Source organism: Pseudomonas sp. MDT1-85, from assembly GCF_054898065.1.
This window is the reverse complement of the sequence record NZ_CM142715.1, coordinates 1488319-1504732: the sequence shown is the minus strand read 5'-3', so window position 1 is coordinate 1504732 and position 16414 is coordinate 1488319. Positions and strand designations below refer to the sequence as shown.

Annotated in this window: 14 protein-coding genes; 4 read left to right on the top strand and 10 right to left on the bottom strand. The window is 60.0% G+C overall.

Going from position 1 to position 16414, the window contains the following annotated elements; all coding sequences use genetic code 11:
• The first annotated feature begins 118 nt into the window (after positions 1 to 118).
• Together plsB and ACYZT2_RS06660 are read left to right on the top strand one after the other, a co-directional pair.
• Positions 119 to 2623, top strand: a complete 2505-nt coding sequence (gene plsB, locus ACYZT2_RS06665; RefSeq protein WP_461971145.1) for a glycerol-3-phosphate 1-O-acyltransferase PlsB — start codon at positions 119 to 121, stop codon at positions 2621 to 2623.
• A 70-nt stretch (positions 2624 to 2693) separates the two neighbouring features.
• Entirely contained in the window at positions 2694 to 3383 is a 690-nt protein-coding gene (locus ACYZT2_RS06660; RefSeq protein ID WP_461971143.1) for a DUF4197 domain-containing protein, read from the top strand.
• A 48-nt stretch (positions 3384 to 3431) separates the two neighbouring features.
• On the opposite strand, the gene ACYZT2_RS06655 is transcribed toward ACYZT2_RS06660, so the two are convergent.
• From ACYZT2_RS06655 to ACYZT2_RS06645, 3 genes are all read right to left on the bottom strand, one after another.
• The gene (locus tag ACYZT2_RS06655) at positions 3432 to 4778 is read right to left on the bottom strand and encodes a Fic family protein (protein ID WP_461971141.1); all 1347 of its coding nucleotides are present in this window, start codon (positions 4776 to 4778) and stop codon (positions 3432 to 3434) included.
• Positions 4779 to 5349: 571 nt separating this feature from the next.
• Positions 5350 to 8421, bottom strand: a complete 3072-nt coding sequence (locus ACYZT2_RS06650; protein WP_461971139.1) for an efflux RND transporter permease subunit — start codon at positions 8419 to 8421, stop codon at positions 5350 to 5352.
• A 6-nt stretch (positions 8422 to 8427) separates the two neighbouring features.
• Positions 8428 to 9528 carry an efflux RND transporter periplasmic adaptor subunit gene (locus tag ACYZT2_RS06645; protein ID WP_461971137.1) on the bottom strand — a complete coding sequence of 367 codons (1101 nt, stop codon included), beginning with the start codon at positions 9526 to 9528 and terminating at the stop codon, positions 8428 to 8430.
• A gap of 93 nt (positions 9529 to 9621) precedes the next feature.
• Here ACYZT2_RS06645 and ACYZT2_RS06640 point away from each other — a divergent pair, with 93 nt between their 5' ends.
• On the top strand, positions 9622 to 10266 hold the full coding sequence (locus ACYZT2_RS06640) for a TetR/AcrR family transcriptional regulator (RefSeq protein WP_461971135.1): 645 nt from the start codon (positions 9622 to 9624) through the stop codon (positions 10264 to 10266).
• 129 nt (positions 10267 to 10395) lie between these two features.
• Here the strand turns inward: ACYZT2_RS06640 and ACYZT2_RS06635 are convergent, their stop codons facing one another.
• Positions 10396 to 11178: a class I SAM-dependent methyltransferase gene (locus tag ACYZT2_RS06635; protein ID WP_008012270.1), complete on the bottom strand. Its 783-nt coding sequence runs from the start codon at positions 11176 to 11178 to the stop codon at positions 10396 to 10398.
• 93 nt (positions 11179 to 11271) lie between these two features.
• Here ACYZT2_RS06635 and ACYZT2_RS06630 point away from each other — a divergent pair, with 93 nt between their 5' ends.
• Positions 11272 to 11892 (top strand): energy transducer TonB, encoded by a 621-nt coding sequence (locus tag ACYZT2_RS06630; protein ID WP_461971132.1) that lies wholly within the window; start codon positions 11272 to 11274, stop codon positions 11890 to 11892.
• Positions 11893 to 11895: 3 nt separating this feature from the next.
• On the opposite strand, the gene ACYZT2_RS06625 is transcribed toward ACYZT2_RS06630, so the two are convergent.
• The 6 genes from ACYZT2_RS06625 to adk all read right to left on the bottom strand — a co-directional run bounded on the left by ACYZT2_RS06625 (position 11896) and on the right by adk (position 16382).
• The gene (locus tag ACYZT2_RS06625; RefSeq protein WP_461971130.1) at positions 11896 to 12591 is read right to left on the bottom strand and encodes an extensin-like domain-containing protein; all 696 of its coding nucleotides are present in this window, start codon (positions 12589 to 12591) and stop codon (positions 11896 to 11898) included.
• 2 nt (positions 12592 to 12593) lie between these two features.
• On the bottom strand, positions 12594 to 13415 hold the full coding sequence (locus ACYZT2_RS06620; protein WP_461971128.1) for an isocitrate lyase/PEP mutase family protein: 822 nt from the start codon (positions 13413 to 13415) through the stop codon (positions 12594 to 12596).
• A 155-nt stretch (positions 13416 to 13570) separates the two neighbouring features.
• Entirely contained in the window at positions 13571 to 14431 is an 861-nt protein-coding gene (locus tag ACYZT2_RS06615) for a DUF72 domain-containing protein (RefSeq protein WP_461973006.1), read from the bottom strand.
• Complete coding sequence (locus ACYZT2_RS06610; RefSeq protein WP_123719873.1) at positions 14428 to 14733, bottom strand: hypothetical protein; 306 nt, start codon at positions 14731 to 14733, stop codon at positions 14428 to 14430. Before ACYZT2_RS06610 ends, ACYZT2_RS06615 begins: the two co-directional genes overlap by 4 nt.
• Before the next feature lie 233 nt (positions 14734 to 14966).
• The gene (tsaB, locus tag ACYZT2_RS06605; protein WP_461971126.1) at positions 14967 to 15641 is read right to left on the bottom strand and encodes a tRNA (adenosine(37)-N6)-threonylcarbamoyltransferase complex dimerization subunit type 1 TsaB; all 675 of its coding nucleotides are present in this window, start codon (positions 15639 to 15641) and stop codon (positions 14967 to 14969) included.
• 93 nt (positions 15642 to 15734) lie between these two features.
• Positions 15735 to 16382 carry an adenylate kinase gene (gene adk, locus ACYZT2_RS06600; protein ID WP_007906266.1) on the bottom strand — a complete coding sequence of 216 codons (648 nt, stop codon included), beginning with the start codon at positions 16380 to 16382 and terminating at the stop codon, positions 15735 to 15737.
• Positions 16383 to 16414: the final 32 nt, after the last annotated feature.

The following is a 16414-nucleotide window of genomic DNA, read 5'->3' as shown; positions in this document are numbered from 1 at the left end:
CCATCAAAACTCTCAACTCAAGTTTACTTAGCCGCTTTTTTGCCGATTTTCGGCGAATACGGCACACTATCGGCCGCCCGAGCATTTGCTCGGTTTTATCCACTCACGCAGAAGCCGTATGACCCGTTCCCCGTTTCGCCGTCTTGTGTTTGGCACCCTGCGCCGACTGCTGTACCTCTGGGTTCGCTCGGAGACGATCAATCAGTCGTCGTTCACCCTCAACCTCGACCGCAGCCGGCCGGTGTTCTACGTCCTGCAAAACCCTTCACTGACCGACCTCGCCGTGGTCGATACCGAATGCAGCAAGGCCGGCCTGCCGCGCCCGGTATTGCCGGTATCGGTGGGTGCGTTGGTGGAGCCCGCCGCGTTCTTTTACCTGACGCCGGAGCCCGACTGGCTCGGCCGTCAGGACAAACGCGGCGCGCCACCAACCCTGACCCGCCTGGTCAGCGCCCTGAGCCAGAACGCCGCCGAAGACGCGCAGATCATTCCGGTCAGCGTGTTCTGGGGTCAATCGCCGGACAGCGAGTCGAGCCCGTGGAAACTGCTGTTCGCCGACAGCTGGGCGGTCACCGGGCGATTGCGCCGACTGCTGAGCATCATCGTGCTGGGGCGCAAGACCCGGGTGCAGTTCTCGGCGCCGATTCATCTGCGTGAACTGATCGATCACAACAAAGGCCACGAGCGCACCGTGCGCATGGCCCAGCGGATTCTGCGGGTGCACTTTCGCAACCTGAAAGCTGCGGTGATTGGCCCGGACATTTCCCACCGCCGTAATCTGGTCAAAGGCCTGCTCAATCAGCCCTTGGTCAAACAGGCGATCCTCGACGAAGCCGAGCGCGAGAACATCTCCCCGGAAAAAGCCAAGGCCCAGGCCTTGCGCTACGGCAACGAGATCGCGTCGGACTACACCTACACCGCTATCCGCTTTCTGGAAGTGGTGCTGAGCTGGTTCTGGAACAAGATCTACGACGGGATCAAGGTCAACCACATCGAAGGTGTGCAGAAAGTCGCCCAGGGTCACGAAGTGATCTACGTGCCCTGCCATCGCAGCCACATTGACTATTTGCTGCTCTCCTATCTGCTGTTCCGCAACGGCCTGACCCCGCCGCACATCGCCGCCGGGATCAACCTCAACATGCCGGTGATCGGCAGCCTGCTACGGCGTGGCGGCGCGTTCTTCATGCGCCGCACCTTCAAGGGCAATCCGCTGTACACCTCGGTGTTCAACGAATACCTGCACACCCTGTTCACCAAAGGTTTCCCGGTCGAGTACTTCGTCGAGGGCGGCCGCTCGCGCACCGGGCGCATGCTGCAACCGAAAACCGGGATGCTCGCGATCACCCTGCGCAGCTTCCTGCGTTCGTCGCGCATGCCCATCGTCTTCGTGCCGGTGTACATCGGCTATGAGCGCGTGCTGGAAGGCCGCACCTACCTCGGCGAATTGCGTGGCGCGAGCAAGAAGAAAGAGTCGATCTTCGACATTTTCAAAGTCATTGGTGCGCTCAAACAGCGCTTCGGTCAGGTTGCGGTCAACTTCGGTGAGCCGATCAAACTGGCGGAATTCCTCGACAGCGAACAGCCAGACTGGCGCCAACAGAAACTCGGTCCGCAGTTCAAACCGGCCTGGCTCAACGAAACCACTAACCGCCTGGGCGAGAAAGTCGCACAGCATTTGAATGAAGCGGCGGCGATCAACCCGGTGAATCTGGTGGCCCTGGCGTTACTGTCCACCAGCCGTCTGGCCCTGGACGATCGCGCCATGGCGCGGGTGCTCGATCTGTATCTGGCGCTGTTGCGCAAGGTTCCCTACTCCTCGCACACCACCCTGCCGGAGGGCGACGGTCGAGCGTTGATCGAGCATGTGAAGGACATGGACCTGCTGTCCGAGCAAAGCGATGCGCTGGGCAAGATTCTGTACCTGGACGAACAAAACGCCGTCCTGATGACCTACTACCGCAACAACGTGCTGCATATCTTCGCGTTGCCGTCGTTGCTGGCGAGTTTCTTCCAGAGCACCTCGCGCATGAGCCGCGAGCAGATACTGCGCTACACCCGTGCGCTGTACCCGTACTTGCAATCGGAGTTGTTCATTCGCTGGTCGCTGGACGAACTCGATGGCGTGATCGATCAATGGCTCGAAGCCTTCGTCGAACAAGGGCTGCTGCGTTTCGAGAAAGACGTGTACCTGCGTCCGGCACCGAGTTCGCGGCATTTCGTGCTGCTGACGCTGCTGTCGAAAAGCATCGCCCAGACCTTGCAGCGCTTCTACATGACCGTTTCCTTGCTGCTCAACAGCGGCCAGAACAGCATCAGCGCCGAAGAACTCGAAGATCTGTGCACTGTCATGGCCCAGCGCCTGTCGATCCTCCACGGCCTGAACGCCCCGGAGTTCTTCGACAAGAGCCTGTTCCGTCACTTCATCCAGACGATGCTGGACCTCGACGTGCTGCGCCGCGATGAAGCCGGCAAGTTGAGCTATCACGAACTGTTAGGCGAACTGGCCGAAGGCGCCGCCAAACGTGTGTTGCCGGCGGAGATTCGTTTGTCGATCCGTCAGGTGGCATTGCATCGCAGTGAAGATGCGGCGGACCAAGTCGCGGCTCCGGCGCAGACCGTCTAAATTCCTACAGGCGCCAGGCTTTTTCTGGCGCCCTTTTTTCTGAACCTTTTTTACGAACAAGGAAGCCGCCATGTTCCGCCCTACCCTTCGCTTCGCCGGCCTATGCGCAGGCTTGATGTTCTGCGCCAATGCCCTGGCTCTGTCGCTCAATGACCTGTCGCAACAAGACGCCACCGGCGGTCTCAAGGACGCCCTGACCCAAGGCGCGCAATTGGCCGTTAAACAACTCGGCGCGCCCGGCGGCTTCAGCAACAACCCGGACGTGAAGATCGAACTGCCGGGCAAGCTGGGTAAAGTCGCCAAGAAAATGAAACAGTTCGGCATGGGCGATCAGGTCGAGCAGCTGGAAACCAGTATGAACAAGGCGGCTGAAACGGCCGTGACGCAAGCCCAGCCGATCCTGGTGGATGCGGTGAAGAAAATGACCGTGGAAGATGCCAAGGGGATCCTCGGCGGCGGCAAGGACTCGGCCACTCAGTACCTGAGCAAAACCAGCCGCGAGCAGATCCGCACCAAGTTCCTGCCAATCGTCAAACAAGCCACCGACCAGGTCGGCCTGGCGCAGCAATACAACTCGTTCGCTGGGCAAGCGGCGACTCTGGGCGTGCTGGATGCGAAAAATGCCAATATCGAAAGCTACGTCACCGAGCAGGCGTTGAACGGTTTGTTCGAGATGATCGGCAAGCAGGAAGAAACCATTCGCCAGAACCCTGCGGCTGCGGCGACCAGTTTGGCGAAGAAGGTGTTTGGTACGCTCTAAGCCTCAACTCCGATTTTGGGGGAGTGAGTTTGCTCGCTCCCACGAACATCAGGTCGTCGACGGGGCCCGCAGGAAGAACACCCATTCGCGCCCCATCCTCCTTTTCTCGAACACCATCAAGTCGACCAAACCATTCAGAGTGGCTGACGCGGTGTTGTAAGAGCAGTTCAGATTCTCCTTCACATTGACCGCCGTGAACTCCTTGGCCATACCACTCTTGGCCACTTGGTATACGGCTCGCTGTTTCTCGGTCAATCGGTCGAAAAAACCGGACTCCAGCAGCCATCGATCAAAGCTTTCGGTATAGGCCAGGCTTTTTCGATAAGCCTCGGTAAAAGCGCTGACAGCCCGGGAGATGACTGAACACTGGAAATCGATGAAATAGGTCAAGTCCAGATCATCGGCCTCGGTATTCAGATACGAGCGCCCGTATTTCACCGGCGCGTTGCGCAGCAACAGGCTGATCGCGATGTAGCGAAAGGCCGAGAAGTCATTCTTGAACATGAACCAGTAAAACAGAGCCCGCGCGACCCGACCATTGCCGTCGCGAAAAGGATGCTCATAGCCCAGGGCAAAATGCAGCGCGATACCTTTGATCAATGGATGAAGGTAATCCACTTGACCGGGATCGTCGTGAGACTGGTTGATCCACTTCGACAGCACCTGCAATCGCGACGCGAGCCCCGCTACAGGCGGCGGCGTATGCACGGTATTACCTTCGCCATCCTGCACTACCACGTCATCGTTGATCCTGAAGGCACCCGGTGAATATTGCGGGTCATCGATACCTTCGACGCCAACACGATGCATCGCCGCGATCAGCTCGACGCTCAAGGGTTCATAACGCTTTTCCCAGGCGAAGTTCATCATGTTGTAGTTGCCAATGACCATCCGCTCATCCGGCGTGCGCGGCAGACGCTTGCGCTTGAGCATGTCCTTGGCCACTCGGGTTGTGGTCGCCGCACCTTCGAGCTGGCTGCTGCTGATGGCTTCATCTTCGATCAGATCGTTGAGCAGATAGCTGAAATGCGCGCGCTCGCCGATCTGTCCGGTCATGTATTCCAGCGCCGCCGTCGTCGCTTGTCGATCAACGGCCGAAACAGCTTTCTGGGCCAATGGGGTCAGCACAAATTGGCCCCACTGAATGGGCTCGCCCAATGGCAAAAGGCTGGAATACTGCGCGGTCCGGGCTTTCTTGACCAAGGCCCAGCACAGATTCGAATCCAGCCCCGGCGCCCAGCGGTAGCGCAACTCATCGAATGGAAGATAACGCCCCTGATCGTCCAGAGGCTTGAGCAGTGCGAGATAGTCCGAAAGGCGTTCCTTGTGGGGCGATTGCCCCAACATATCGAACACCGGGTCGGATCTGCCCTTCAGCGTGGGCGGTTTTTTCATTATTGGTGGCTCAAAAACTCACGAAATCGAGTCTTGAGTACAACAGCGCACCTACGTTGACTCAATATCAGACGGATCTGAAATATGTGTAGGAGCCTGGACCGCCTTCGCGGGCAAGCCTCGCTCCTACAGTTGAACCGGGTACACCCGCAAGAAATTGGTCGGCTGTCAGGCCCCATCGCGAGCAGGCTCGCTCCCACAATGGATCGGCGTACAACGTCGCTTTTCACCACTCAACAGGCCGAGCGTTAGCTCGCCTGCAGCTCTTGATCTTGACGCACCGCCCCCTCGAGAGGCCGAGCGGAGGTTCTGCGTAGTGGGCAACCCGGCATGGATGCCGGGTTAGCCGCGCACGGCCATGGATGGCCGATCGCGGCGGGCCCACGGAGCAGGACCGAAGCGAGGGCATGCCGAGCCTTGGCGAGGCACCGAACGAAAGGGGCAAGAGCCCTTGGTTACTTGGGGCTTTTCCAAGTGACTCGCTGTAAAAGCGAAACCGCCAGGCGCCGTTACCGCAGCAACGGATATGCCCCCACCAACAAGAACATGGTCGGCCCGAAGGCCGCCAAGATCACGCCGACTCTTTTTTGATTCGGAACCAAGCCGCATACAACGCCGGCAAAAACAGCAACGTCAACGCCGTCGCCACAATCAGCCCGCCCATGATCGCCACCGCCATCGGCCCGAAAAACACACTGCGTGACAATGGAATCATCGCCAACACCGCCGCCAACGCTGTCAGCACAATCGGTCGGAACCGCCGCACCGTCGCCTCGATAATCGCCTGCCAAGGCTTAAGCCCGGCAGCGATATCCTGCTCGATCTGATCCACCAGAATCACCGAGTTACGCATGATCATCCCGGACAACGCGATGGTCCCGAGCATCGCCACAAAACCGAACGGCTGGCGGAACACCATCAGAAACAGCGTCACCCCGATCAACCCCAGCGGCGCCGTCAGAAACACCATCACCGTGCGTGAGAAACTGCGCAGTTGCAGCATCAGCAACGTCAGCACCACCACGATGAACAGTGGCACACCGGCCTTCACCGAGTTCTGCCCACGGGCCGAGTCTTCCACCGTACCGCCGACGTCCAGCAGATAACCGTCCGGCAGTTCGGCGCGAATCGGATCGAGGGTCGGCATGATCTGCTGCACCAGCGTCGCCGGTTGTTCCTTGCTATAGATGTCGGCGCGAACCGTCACGTTGGGCAGGCGGTTACGGTGCCAGATGATGCCTTCTTCAAAGCCGTATTCCAGCGTTGCAATCTGCGACAGCGCCACACTGCGACCGTTGTCGGTCGGCACGGCCAGACTTGGCAGCAACGCCAATTCGGTACGCTCATGCACCGTGCCGCGCAGCAGGATCTCGATCAACTCGTTGTCTTCGCGGTACTGGCTGACGCTGGCACCGGTCAGCGAGCTTCGCAGGAAGCTCGAGAGGTTCGCCGTGCTTACACCCAGCGCCCGCGCGCGGTCCTGATCGACATTCAGGTAAACGACTTTGCTCGGCTCTTCCCAGTCCAGATGCACGTTGACCACGTGTGGATTCTCGCGAACCTTGGCCGCTACTTTACGGGCCAATGCGCGGACTTCCTCGATGTGCTCACCGGTCACCCGGAACTGCACCGGATAGCCAACTGGCGGGCCGTTCTCCAGCCGCGTGACCCGCGAGCGCAAGGCCGGGAACTGTTCGTTGAGGGTTTCAATCAGCCAGGTGCGCAGGGTTTCGCGATCCTCGATGGTTTTGGCCAGGACGACAAACTGGGCGAAGCTCGCTGCCGGAAGTTGCTGATCCAGCGGCAGATAGAACCGCGGCGAACCGGTGCCGACGTAAGCCACGTAGTTGTCGATCCCGGCGTGATCCTTGAGCAGGCCTTCGAGGCGTTTGACCGCATCGCTGGTGTTGCTCAACGACGCCCCTTCGGCCAGTTTCAGATCGACCATCAACTCCAGCCGCCCCGAAGCCGGGAAAAACTGCTGCGGTACGAAACGGAACAGCACCACTGACGCGACGAACATCACGACCGTCAGAATGATCACCGTTTTGCGCCGGCGCACGCACCATTCCACCAGCCGTCTGACACGCTGATAGAACGGCGTGCCATAAGGGTCGGGTTGACCGTCGCCGATGCCATGTTTGGCAGCATGAATTTTCGCCAGGTCCGGGAGGAGCTTTTCCCCCAGATAAGGCACAAAGACCACGGCCGCAACCCACGACGCCACTAGCGCAATGGTCACCACCTGGAAGATCGAGCGGGTGTATTCGCCGGTGCCCGATTGCGCGGTGGCAATCGGCAGGAAACCGGCAGCGGTGATTAATGTACCGGTGAGCATCGGGAACGCGGTGCTGGTCCAGGCATAGCTGGCGGCTTTGACCCGGTCGAAGCCCTGCTCCATTTTGATCGCCATCATTTCCACGGCGATGATCGCGTCGTCCACCAGCAACCCCAGTGCCAGCACCAGCGCGCCTAGGGAAATCTTGTGCAGGCCTATCCCCAGGTAATACATGCAGGCGAAGGTCATCGCCAACACCAGCGGAATCGCCAGCGCCACCACCATGCCGGTGCGCACACCGAGGGAGAAGAAGCTCACCAGCAACACAATCGCCAGCGCCTCCACCAGCACCTGAACGAACTCGCCGACACCGGTTTTCACCGCGGCGGGTTGATCGGATACCTTGCGCAGCTGCATGCCGGCCGGGAGGTTTTTCTGGATCCGGGCGAATTCGACTTCCAGCGCTTTACCCAGAATCAGAATGTCACCACCGCCCTTCATGGCCACGGCCAGACCAATGGCGTCTTCAGCCATGAAGCGCATGCGCGGCGCCGGTGGATCGTTGAAGCCACGACGAACGTTCGCGACATCGACGATGCGGAACGTGCGATCACCAACGCGGATCGGGAAGTTCTTGATCTCGTCGACCGTCTGAAAATTCCCCGAAACCCGTAGCTGCAAACGCTCGCTGGTGGTTTCGAAGAAGCCTGCTGTGGACATTGCGTTCTGCTCTTCAAGCGCCTGCTGCACCGCCGCCAATGGCAACCCGAGGGTCGCCAGTTTGACGTTGGAGAGTTCGATCCAGATCTTCTCGTCCTGCAGCCCGAGCAGATCGACCTTGCCCACATCCTTGACCCGTTGCAGCTGAATCTGGACACGGTCGGCGTAGTCCTTGAGCACCGCGTAATCAAAACCTTCGCCGGTCAGGGCGTAGATGTTGCCGAAGGTGGTGCCAAACTCATCGTTGAAGAAGGGCCCCTGAATGCCCGGTGGCAGGGTGTGGCGAATGTCGCTGATCTTCTTGCGGACTTGATACCAGAGCTCCGGGATTTCCACCGAATGCATCGAATCCCGAGCGATGAACGTCACCTGAGACTCGCCCGGGCGAGAGAACGAAGCGATCCGGTCGTACTCGCCGGTTTCCATCAGTTTCTTTTCAATACGCTCGGTAACCTGGCGCGACACTTCCTCGGCCGTGGCCCCCGGCCAGTTGGTGCGAATCACCATGGCTTTGAAAGTGAACGGCGGGTCTTCGCTTTGGCCGAGTTTGGTGTAGGACAACGCGCCGACGACGGCCAGCAAGAGCATCAGGAACAGCACGATCTGGCGGTTACGTAGCGCCCATTCGGAAAGATTGAAACCCATCGGGGATTACTCCTTGTGCGCCAGATTGACCACGCGGTTGGAGCGATCCACCGGGCGTACTTGCTGCCCGTCATGAAGCACATGAACACCGGCCGCCACCACCCAGTCGCTGGCGTTCAGGCCTTCGAGCACCGGCACGGTTTTCTCACCGAATGCACCGACCCGCACCGGGGCTTTTTTCAAAGTGTTGTTGGCGCCGACCACCCACACATAAGTGGCACCGTTTTCCGCGGTGACCGCCGACAGCGGCACCGACAACGACACTACTTCGGCGGTCTGGATGAACACCCGGGCGCTCTGGCCGAGTTCGGCGGGAACCTTGCCGGCGGTAAATGCGATGCGGGCGGCGAAGGTACGGGATTTCGGATCGGCCGCAGGCGACAGTTCACGGATGCGTCCCGGGAAACGTTGATCGGGTTGGGTCCAGAGTTCCACCGAGACCGGTTGGCCGACCTTGAAGCGACCGAAGCTCTGCTCCGGGAGGCTGATCAACACTTCGCGCTCGCCATCAGTGGCGAGAGTAAACACGGTTTGCCCGGCCGCGACCACTTGCCCAACTTCAACCGCACGTTTGGCCACCACACCATCCTGGGGCGCGCGCAGCACCGCGTAACTGGCCTGATTGGTCGAGACGTTGAATTCGGCTTTGATTTGCTTGAGGCGTGCTTCACCGGAGCGATAGAGGTTTTCCGCATTGTCGTATTGCGAACGGCTGACCATCTGCCGCTCCATCAAGGTCTTGTAGCGATCACGCTCGGCGCGCACCAGACTCAGGTTGGCTTCGGCGGCCGCGACCTGGGCACGGGAGGCTTCCAGTTGCAGGCGCACGTCCTGAGGATCGAGCTCCGCCAGAGGCTGGTCGGCCTTGACCCGCTGGCCTTCCTCGACCAGTCGTCGGCTGACTTTGCCGCCGATGCGGAAGGCCAGATCTGGCTCATAGCGCGCACGGACTTCACCGGGATAACTTTCCATGGCCTGGGCCGAGGGCTCTGGCTGTACGACCATGGCTGGGCGGACGGTGACTTGAGGCGCCTCTTCATGGCCACACGCAGACAATAAAAAAGCCAGACTGACCGGCAATGCGAGGGGCAAGGCATAGCGGAACATGGTGAAGGACCTTTCGCTAATGGTGCTTGGAATAATTATACTGACCAGTATGTTATTAATAGCAAACTCACCAGTCCAGTATTAAAGCGAAGAATGTCTAACAATCTTTCAACACCCAGCGGTCCGGGCCGTCCCAAGGATCTGGCCAAGCGCCAGGCAATCCTCGACGCAGCGAAAATCCTGTTTCTGAGTAAGGGATACGCCAACACCAGCATGGATACCGTGGCGGCCGAGGCCGGCGTGTCGAAGCTGACGGTCTACAGCCATTTCAATGACAAAGAGACGCTGTTCGCCGCCGCGGTGATGGCCAAGTGCGAGGAGCAACTGCCAACGCTGTTTTTTGAATTGCCGGACGGCATTGCTGTGGAAACCGTGCTGCTGAACATCGCGCGCGGCTTTCATCAGCTGATCAACAGCGACGAATCGGTGAACCTGCACCGGTTGATGGCGACGCTGGGCAGCCAGGACCCGAAACTTTCGCTGATCTTCTTCGAGGCCGGGCCAGAACGCATGCTGCACGGCATGGAGCGGTTGCTGAGCAAGGTCGATCAGAGCGGCGCGTTGAGCATCGATAAACCGCGCAATGCGGCAGAGCATTTCTTTTGCCTGCTCAAGGGCGCGGGGAATTTCCGCTTGCTGTACGGCTGCGGCGAGCCGGTGATCGGGGATGCGGCTGAAGCCCATGTGCGGGAAGTGGTGGGGTTGTTTATGCGGGCTTATCGACCTGAGACAGCCTGATCGATTTGTAGTGTTTGGGCCGACGCTATCGCGAGCAGGCTCGCTCCCACAGAGGGTTTAGGGTGATCTTTGTGTACACCACAAATCTCCTGTGGGAGCGAGCCTGCTCGCGATGGGGGCGACACGGTCTCAGGGCTTGAGCGCTTTCTTCGGATAGATGTCGTATCGGCTGGACTTGCCATCCAGCGCATGACTCGGCTTCGGCCCGTCGATGCAGGGCGCCTTGCGTGGGCGTTTGACCACCACCCGATGACTGGCCAGGGCCAACGCCGCTTCGAGCAGGGCCGGCGCATCCGGGTCATCGCCTACCAGCGGCCGGAACAGGCGCATTTCCTTCTTCACCAACGCGGTTTTCTCGCGATGGGGAAACATTGGGTCGAGGTAAATCACCTGCGGCGGCTCGCCTTCCCAGTTGCGCATCACCTCGATCGAATTGCCCTTGAGCAAACGCATCCGCGCCACGATCGGCGCCACGTCGAAATCTTCCGCGCCGCGCGCCAGGCCATCTTCAAGCAACGCGCCGATCAGCGGCTGGCGCTCGATCAGGCTCATCTCGCAGCCCAGGCTGGCCAGCACGAACGCGTCCTTGCCCAGCCCCGCCGTGGCGTCCAGCACGCGCGGGCGCACGCCTTGGGCGACGCCGACCGCTTTGGCGATCATCTGACCGCTGCCGCCGCCATACAACCTGCGATGGGCCGCGCCGCCCTCGACAAAATCCACCCGCACCGGTCCCGGCGCATCCGGCCCCAGTTGTTGCAGCTGCAACCCCTGCTCGCCGACCTGCAAGGCAAACTCGCCGTCATCCACCTGCAACGGCAACCCCAGGCGCTCGGCCCATTGCTCGGCCTGTGGCTGAAAGGTCGTGCCCAAGGCCTCGACATGGATGCGGCAGGCCGCAGGTTGCTCAATCATGGGAAAACACGCTCAAAAAATTAATGATCGGCAAAAACGGCCGATAACCAAACTATCGAGCATTTTGCCAGAGCTGAGCGTCGACCGAGAGAAATGTCAGACATTCAACGCACATCGATAGGTTACATCTCGCCCCACGGCGATTTTGGCCTGCGAAATTCCCAAGCACTGAGCGGCGTCAGTCACCTGTGGCAGGATTTTTTTGCCCAGGCCCTGGCCGATCAGTCGGGCGATGTCGTGCCGGAGTCTCTCAACTTTCCGCCGGTCGATCTCGACAGCCCGGTCGAACCGACCGTCGGCAGCGAGCTGCTGGCGCACATCATTTCCCAGCGCGAATGTGATGTGATCGAAACACCCGTCCGCCCACCAGAGCCACTGTTCCTGCCGATTGCCGAGTTTGAAATGGAGCTGGCCGACAAGCCATTCCCGCCGTTTGCGCCGGAAGAAATCGTCGCGCAACAGAAACAACAGGACTTCGACAGCGGCTGGGTACGCCCGATTGTGCTCACCGCCGGTCAACCGCTGCCAGAGCCAGGCACCGCACCGAAACCGCGTCCGCTGCTTTTGCCGATCGCCGAGTTCGAACTTGAGCTGCTGGACAAACCGTTCCCGCCGTTCTCGCCCGAAGAGCTGGTGGAACAACAGAAACAATTCGATTTCGATAACGGCTGGGCGCGCCCGATCGTTCTGCAGAACCTGCGCATCGCCGCATAACCTTCAGCGGCACCGCCACCACGGCCCGACATCCACATGAAAGTGATTGCGATGGGCGGCGTTGTAGTCCGGGCTCAACACCACACTGAACATGTCGCAAGCGCCGTCGCGGACCTGATGGAGAAATCTCCCGTCCCGGTTATCCTTCGGCCAATCCTTGAGCACGCTGATGAATCGGCCATCCGCCAACCGGAATCCGCTGATATCCAGTGCATCGGCCGTGGCATGCTGGCTACGCCTCCCGTTTTCGCGGTTGTAGACATTGCGACAGGCGAAGCTGCCGAGATGGTCGACCCGTTTCACAGCCTGCCCGTAGACAGCCTGAGCCGCCGGTTGCAGGGCGTGGCGTTCGAATAAAGCGAACGCCACCGCCAGACGGCAACTGGCGAGGAAACTGCTGCTCAGCGCCACCTCGCCACCTCGCACACGCAAGGCGTTGGTCAACGGGCAGGCGGCGTCCGGGCTGTTGGCCTGATGGCTTACACGTAACCCGGAGCTGCTCAAGGCCTGGTCGCATAACTGCGGATCATCGCGCAGACGCATCAGTTTGTAGCGGGTCAGCAGGTTCGGTTCGGCCTTCACGTCCAGCGGCGCCCATGGGTTCCATTGCGGGGGAATGGAAACCCAGCCGCGCCAGACGCTCAACCCGGCAGCGCCGATGATCAACAGCACCAGCAACAACCCCCAGCGAAACCGCATCGTCAGCCTTTGAACAATTGATTGGCCTTCTGGAACGGCATCGACCGGGAGGTGAAGCCGAAGGTCCCGTGTTCCTGGATTTCTTCTGCGGCGCGGAAGAACTCGCCATACGCCGCCAGGGCCAGGGCCGAACCGACGCTGATGCGTTTGACGCCCATTTCACTCAACTGCTCGACTGTCAGTTTGAGCCCACCAGACATCAACACATTGACCGGTTTCGGTGCCACGGCACGGACCACCGCCAAGACCTCTTCAGCGCTGCGCAGGCCCGGTGCGTAAAGCACGTCGGCCCCCGCCTCGGCGAATGCCTGCAAGCGGCGAATGGTGTCGTCGAGGTCAGGATTGCCGTGCAGAAAGTTCTCGGCACGCGCCGTCAGCACGAAGGGAAAAGGCAAACTGCGGGCCGCCGCGACAGCAGCTTCGATACGCGCAACGGCATGCTCGAAGCAGTAGATCGGACCGTCCTCGCGCCCCGTGGCATCTTCAATCGAACCGCCGACCGCACCGGCCTTTGCCGCCCGCACAATACTTTGAGCACAGTCGGCGGGGGCGTCGGCAAAACCGTTTTCGAGATCCACCGCTACCGGCAGATCAGTGGCCGCGACAATCGCTTCAACGTTCGCCAGGGTCTCGTCGAGCGTCAACCCACCATCGGGACGGCCCCTGGAAAAGGCGTAACCGGCACTGGTGGTCGCCAGCGCCTCGAAGCCAAGGCTGGCGAGCATTTTCGCCGAGCCGGCGTCCCAAGGGTTAGGAATGACAAAAGCGCCCTCGCGTTCGTGCAGTGCTTTGAACGCCTGGGCTCGAAGGGTTTGCGCATCCATTGGCAGGCTCCTGAAAAGGGGGAAAGATAAACCGCTTTTCGTAGGAGCCAGCGGTGCGGCGATCCGACTTGCCGGCGAAGGCGCACTCAAGGACGCCTTCGCCGGCAAGTCGGATCGCCGCACCGCTGGCTCCTACAGCTGGGAAAGAACCCGCTTCAGAGCAAGCCAAGTTGCTCGGCGGCGGGTTCTCTGTATAGCTCAGGCAGCGGCGGCAAGCCAGGCAAACGCAGCATCAGTTGTGCGTGAAAACGTTGTGCGAGTTTTGCCGCCAGCAGGTTATCGGCGGTGTGCAGGAAGATATAGGGCGTGCGGCCCTCTTCGATCCAGACAGCGATTTTCTCGACCCACGGCACCAGGAATGGATCGTTGGCTTCAAGCACAGGATGGCCGATGAAACGCACCTGCGGAAACTGAGTAAACGCAGCAGGTCGAGGCGGCACCCTAGGCTTTTTCGATTGGGCGTGAAGCACTGAAGGATCGGTCGAGGTGCAACTGAACAGCGCTCGCGGATCAAGGCAGATGCGCTCGACACCGCGGTCCAGCAGCAGGCGATTGAGCATCCGCTCGGCATCGCCCTTCGCGAAAAATTCGTCATGTCGCACTTCGACCGCCAAGGGCCAGTCCACCGCATCGATAAAACCGGCGAGCTCGGACAAGCGTTGAGGGGTGAAGCTTTTGGACAATTGCAACCAGAGGGGAGAAACCCGTTCACCCAGAGGGCTGAGCAACTGCACAAAGGTTTCGGCGGCGGTCAGTTGTTCACGCAGGTCGCCGCTATGGCTGATGTCGCCGGGGAACTTGGCGGTGAAGCGAAAGTGTTCAGGCATGGTCTCGGCCCAACGCTGCACGGTGATGGCAGAGGGGCTCGCATAGAAGGTCGTGTTGCCTTCCACGGCGTTGAACACTTGAGAATAAAGATTGAGAAACTCGGCGGGCCTGGCGTCTTGTGGATACAAGTAATCGCGCCAGGCGTTTTCACTCCAGGACGGGCAGCCGAGGTAGTAAGGCAGCATCAGATGTACAGGTCGAGACCCAGTACATCCGCATCCCAATCGACAAAAGTGGCGGTGCTCAGGTAACTGGCCAGTGCCATCGCCACGCTTTTGCTCATCGCGCGGTGATAAATCATGTCTTGTTGACGAGCAGGAAGATTGCTCAGACGTTGCGCGGAGGCTTTGGCGGCGCGGGCGGCCAATTGCTCTTCGGTGGGGAATTCCAGCTCGCCGTCGATATCGACGTAGTCGTCATCCGCCACAGGGCCTTTGCGGGGCTTGCGCTTGATGGGGTAGGACTGGGAGGAAACGCCGTCTATACGCATAAGTGCATGCTCGGTATCGATGATGGCAGTTTAGTGGCGCATAGCCCACTTCGCAAACCGCCGAGTGATAACTAGAACACATAAAAGCGAAAAGGTTTAAAAGCGGCCGGTAGAAAACTGACGATTGGCTGTGTTGCGAAGTTCGCCATCGCGAGCAGGCTCGCACCACAGGGGTCAGCGTAGATCCTGTGGGAGCGAGCCTGCTCGCGATGGGTACAACTCGGTCTGGGGAATTAACGCGCTTTGGGCGTCGCGACTTTATCGCGCAGATATACCGGCTGCGCCTGATCGGCCACGATCGCTTCGCCGCGTTCCCAGGCAAAACGCGCCAGAGTCAGCAGGTCTTCGGCGTGGGGCAGCATGCCCGCGTCTTGCCCGATCAGGCTGACGGCAATGCGCTCGGCATATCCCCAGCCGGTGCCCGCGCCGAACCACTCGCCGCTGGCATCGACCGGCAACGCAGCGGCTTCCGGTGGCAATACCGCTTCGTTGCCCACCAACCGCATCTCCCCCGCCGTTTCGCGGTAGCAACCCCAATACACCTCATCCATGCGCGCATCAATGGCCGCCGCGACCTGGCTGACGCCGTGTTCGCGATAGGCCCGCTGGGCGAGTACGGCGAGGTTGGAGACCGGCAACACCGGACGATCCAATGCAAACGCCAACCCCTGCACTACGCCAATGGCGATCCGCACGCCAGTGAACGCACCCGGCCCACGGCCGAACGCAATGGCATCGACCGCTTGCAGCGTGGTCCCGGCATCGGCCAGCAGTTGCTGGATCATCGGCAGTAGCTTCTGCGCATGCAGGCGCGGGATCACCTCGTAATGACTCGTGACTTTGCCGTCGTGCAGCAAGGCAACGGAGCAAGCTTCAGTCGCGGTGTCCAGGGCCAGCAAGGTGCTCATCGATGTTTCCGTAAGAGAGTTCAGAAAAAGTGCGTCAGTATAAACAACTACGGCCCGCAAGCGGGCCGTAGAAGATGAAGCGGATCAGACTTTTCAGCTCAGTGCTTCAAGCACCTTGCCGGTGATCACTTCAACCGAGCCAACACCCGGAATATGGCTGTATTTCGGCTTGCCCTGCGCAGAGGCCAGACCCTGGTAGAACTCCACCAGTGGTTTGGTCTGGGAGTGGTAGACCGACAGGCGATGACGCACGGTTTCTTCGGTGTCATCCTTGCGCTGCACCAGCTCTTCACCGGTGATGTCGTCTTTGCCGGCGATTTTCGGCGGGTTGTAGACGGTGTGGTACACGCGACCGCTGGCCTCGTGAACGCGACGACCGGCGATACGCTGAACGATTTCTTCGTCATCGACGGCGATTTCGACCACGTTGTCCAGCTCCACGCCAGCTTCAACCAAAGCTTCAGCTTGCGGAATGGTGCGCGGGAAACCGTCGAACAGGAAACCGTTGGCACAGTCAGGCTGCGCGATACGGTCCTTGACCAGGGCGATGATCAGATCGTCAGAGACCAGACCACCGGCATCCATGATGCCTTTGGCTTTAACACCCAGCTCGGTACCGGCTTTTACAGCAGCACGCAGCATGTCGCCGGTGGAGATTTGCGGAATGCCGAATTTCTCGGTGATGAACTTAGCCTGAGTACCTTTACCGGCCCCGGGAGCTCCCAGCAGAATGACGCGCATCGATGTGCTCCTCAATTTTTTATTTAAATAAC

What these genes read in the sequence shown, in the direction of transcription:
- adk (WP_007906266.1), bottom strand. Translation starts at nt 16,382, where the DNA reads ATGCGCGTCATTCTGCTGGGAGCTCCCGGGGCCGGTAAAGGTACTCAG.
- plsB (WP_461971145.1), top strand. Translation starts at nt 119, where the DNA reads ATGACCCGTTCCCCGTTTCGCCGTCTTGTGTTTGGCACCCTGCGCCGA.
- tsaB (WP_461971126.1), bottom strand. Translation starts at nt 15,641, where the DNA reads ATGAGCACCTTGCTGGCCCTGGACACCGCGACTGAAGCTTGCTCCGTT.
- ACYZT2_RS06655 (WP_461971141.1), bottom strand. Translation starts at nt 4,778, where the DNA reads ATGAAAAAACCGCCCACGCTGAAGGGCAGATCCGACCCGGTGTTCGAT.
- ACYZT2_RS06620 (WP_461971128.1), bottom strand. Translation starts at nt 13,415, where the DNA reads ATGGATGCGCAAACCCTTCGAGCCCAGGCGTTCAAAGCACTGCACGAA.
- ACYZT2_RS06640 (WP_461971135.1), top strand. Translation starts at nt 9,622, where the DNA reads ATGTCTAACAATCTTTCAACACCCAGCGGTCCGGGCCGTCCCAAGGAT.
- ACYZT2_RS06660 (WP_461971143.1), top strand. Translation starts at nt 2,694, where the DNA reads ATGTTCCGCCCTACCCTTCGCTTCGCCGGCCTATGCGCAGGCTTGATG.
- ACYZT2_RS06630 (WP_461971132.1), top strand. Translation starts at nt 11,272, where the DNA reads ATGTCAGACATTCAACGCACATCGATAGGTTACATCTCGCCCCACGGC.
- ACYZT2_RS06645 (WP_461971137.1), bottom strand. Translation starts at nt 9,528, where the DNA reads ATGTTCCGCTATGCCTTGCCCCTCGCATTGCCGGTCAGTCTGGCTTTT.
- ACYZT2_RS06625 (WP_461971130.1), bottom strand. Translation starts at nt 12,591, where the DNA reads ATGCGGTTTCGCTGGGGGTTGTTGCTGGTGCTGTTGATCATCGGCGCT.
- ACYZT2_RS06610 (WP_123719873.1), bottom strand. Translation starts at nt 14,733, where the DNA reads ATGCGTATAGACGGCGTTTCCTCCCAGTCCTACCCCATCAAGCGCAAG.
- ACYZT2_RS06650 (WP_461971139.1), bottom strand. Translation starts at nt 8,421, where the DNA reads ATGGGTTTCAATCTTTCCGAATGGGCGCTACGTAACCGCCAGATCGTG.
- ACYZT2_RS06635 (WP_008012270.1), bottom strand. Translation starts at nt 11,178, where the DNA reads ATGATTGAGCAACCTGCGGCCTGCCGCATCCATGTCGAGGCCTTGGGC.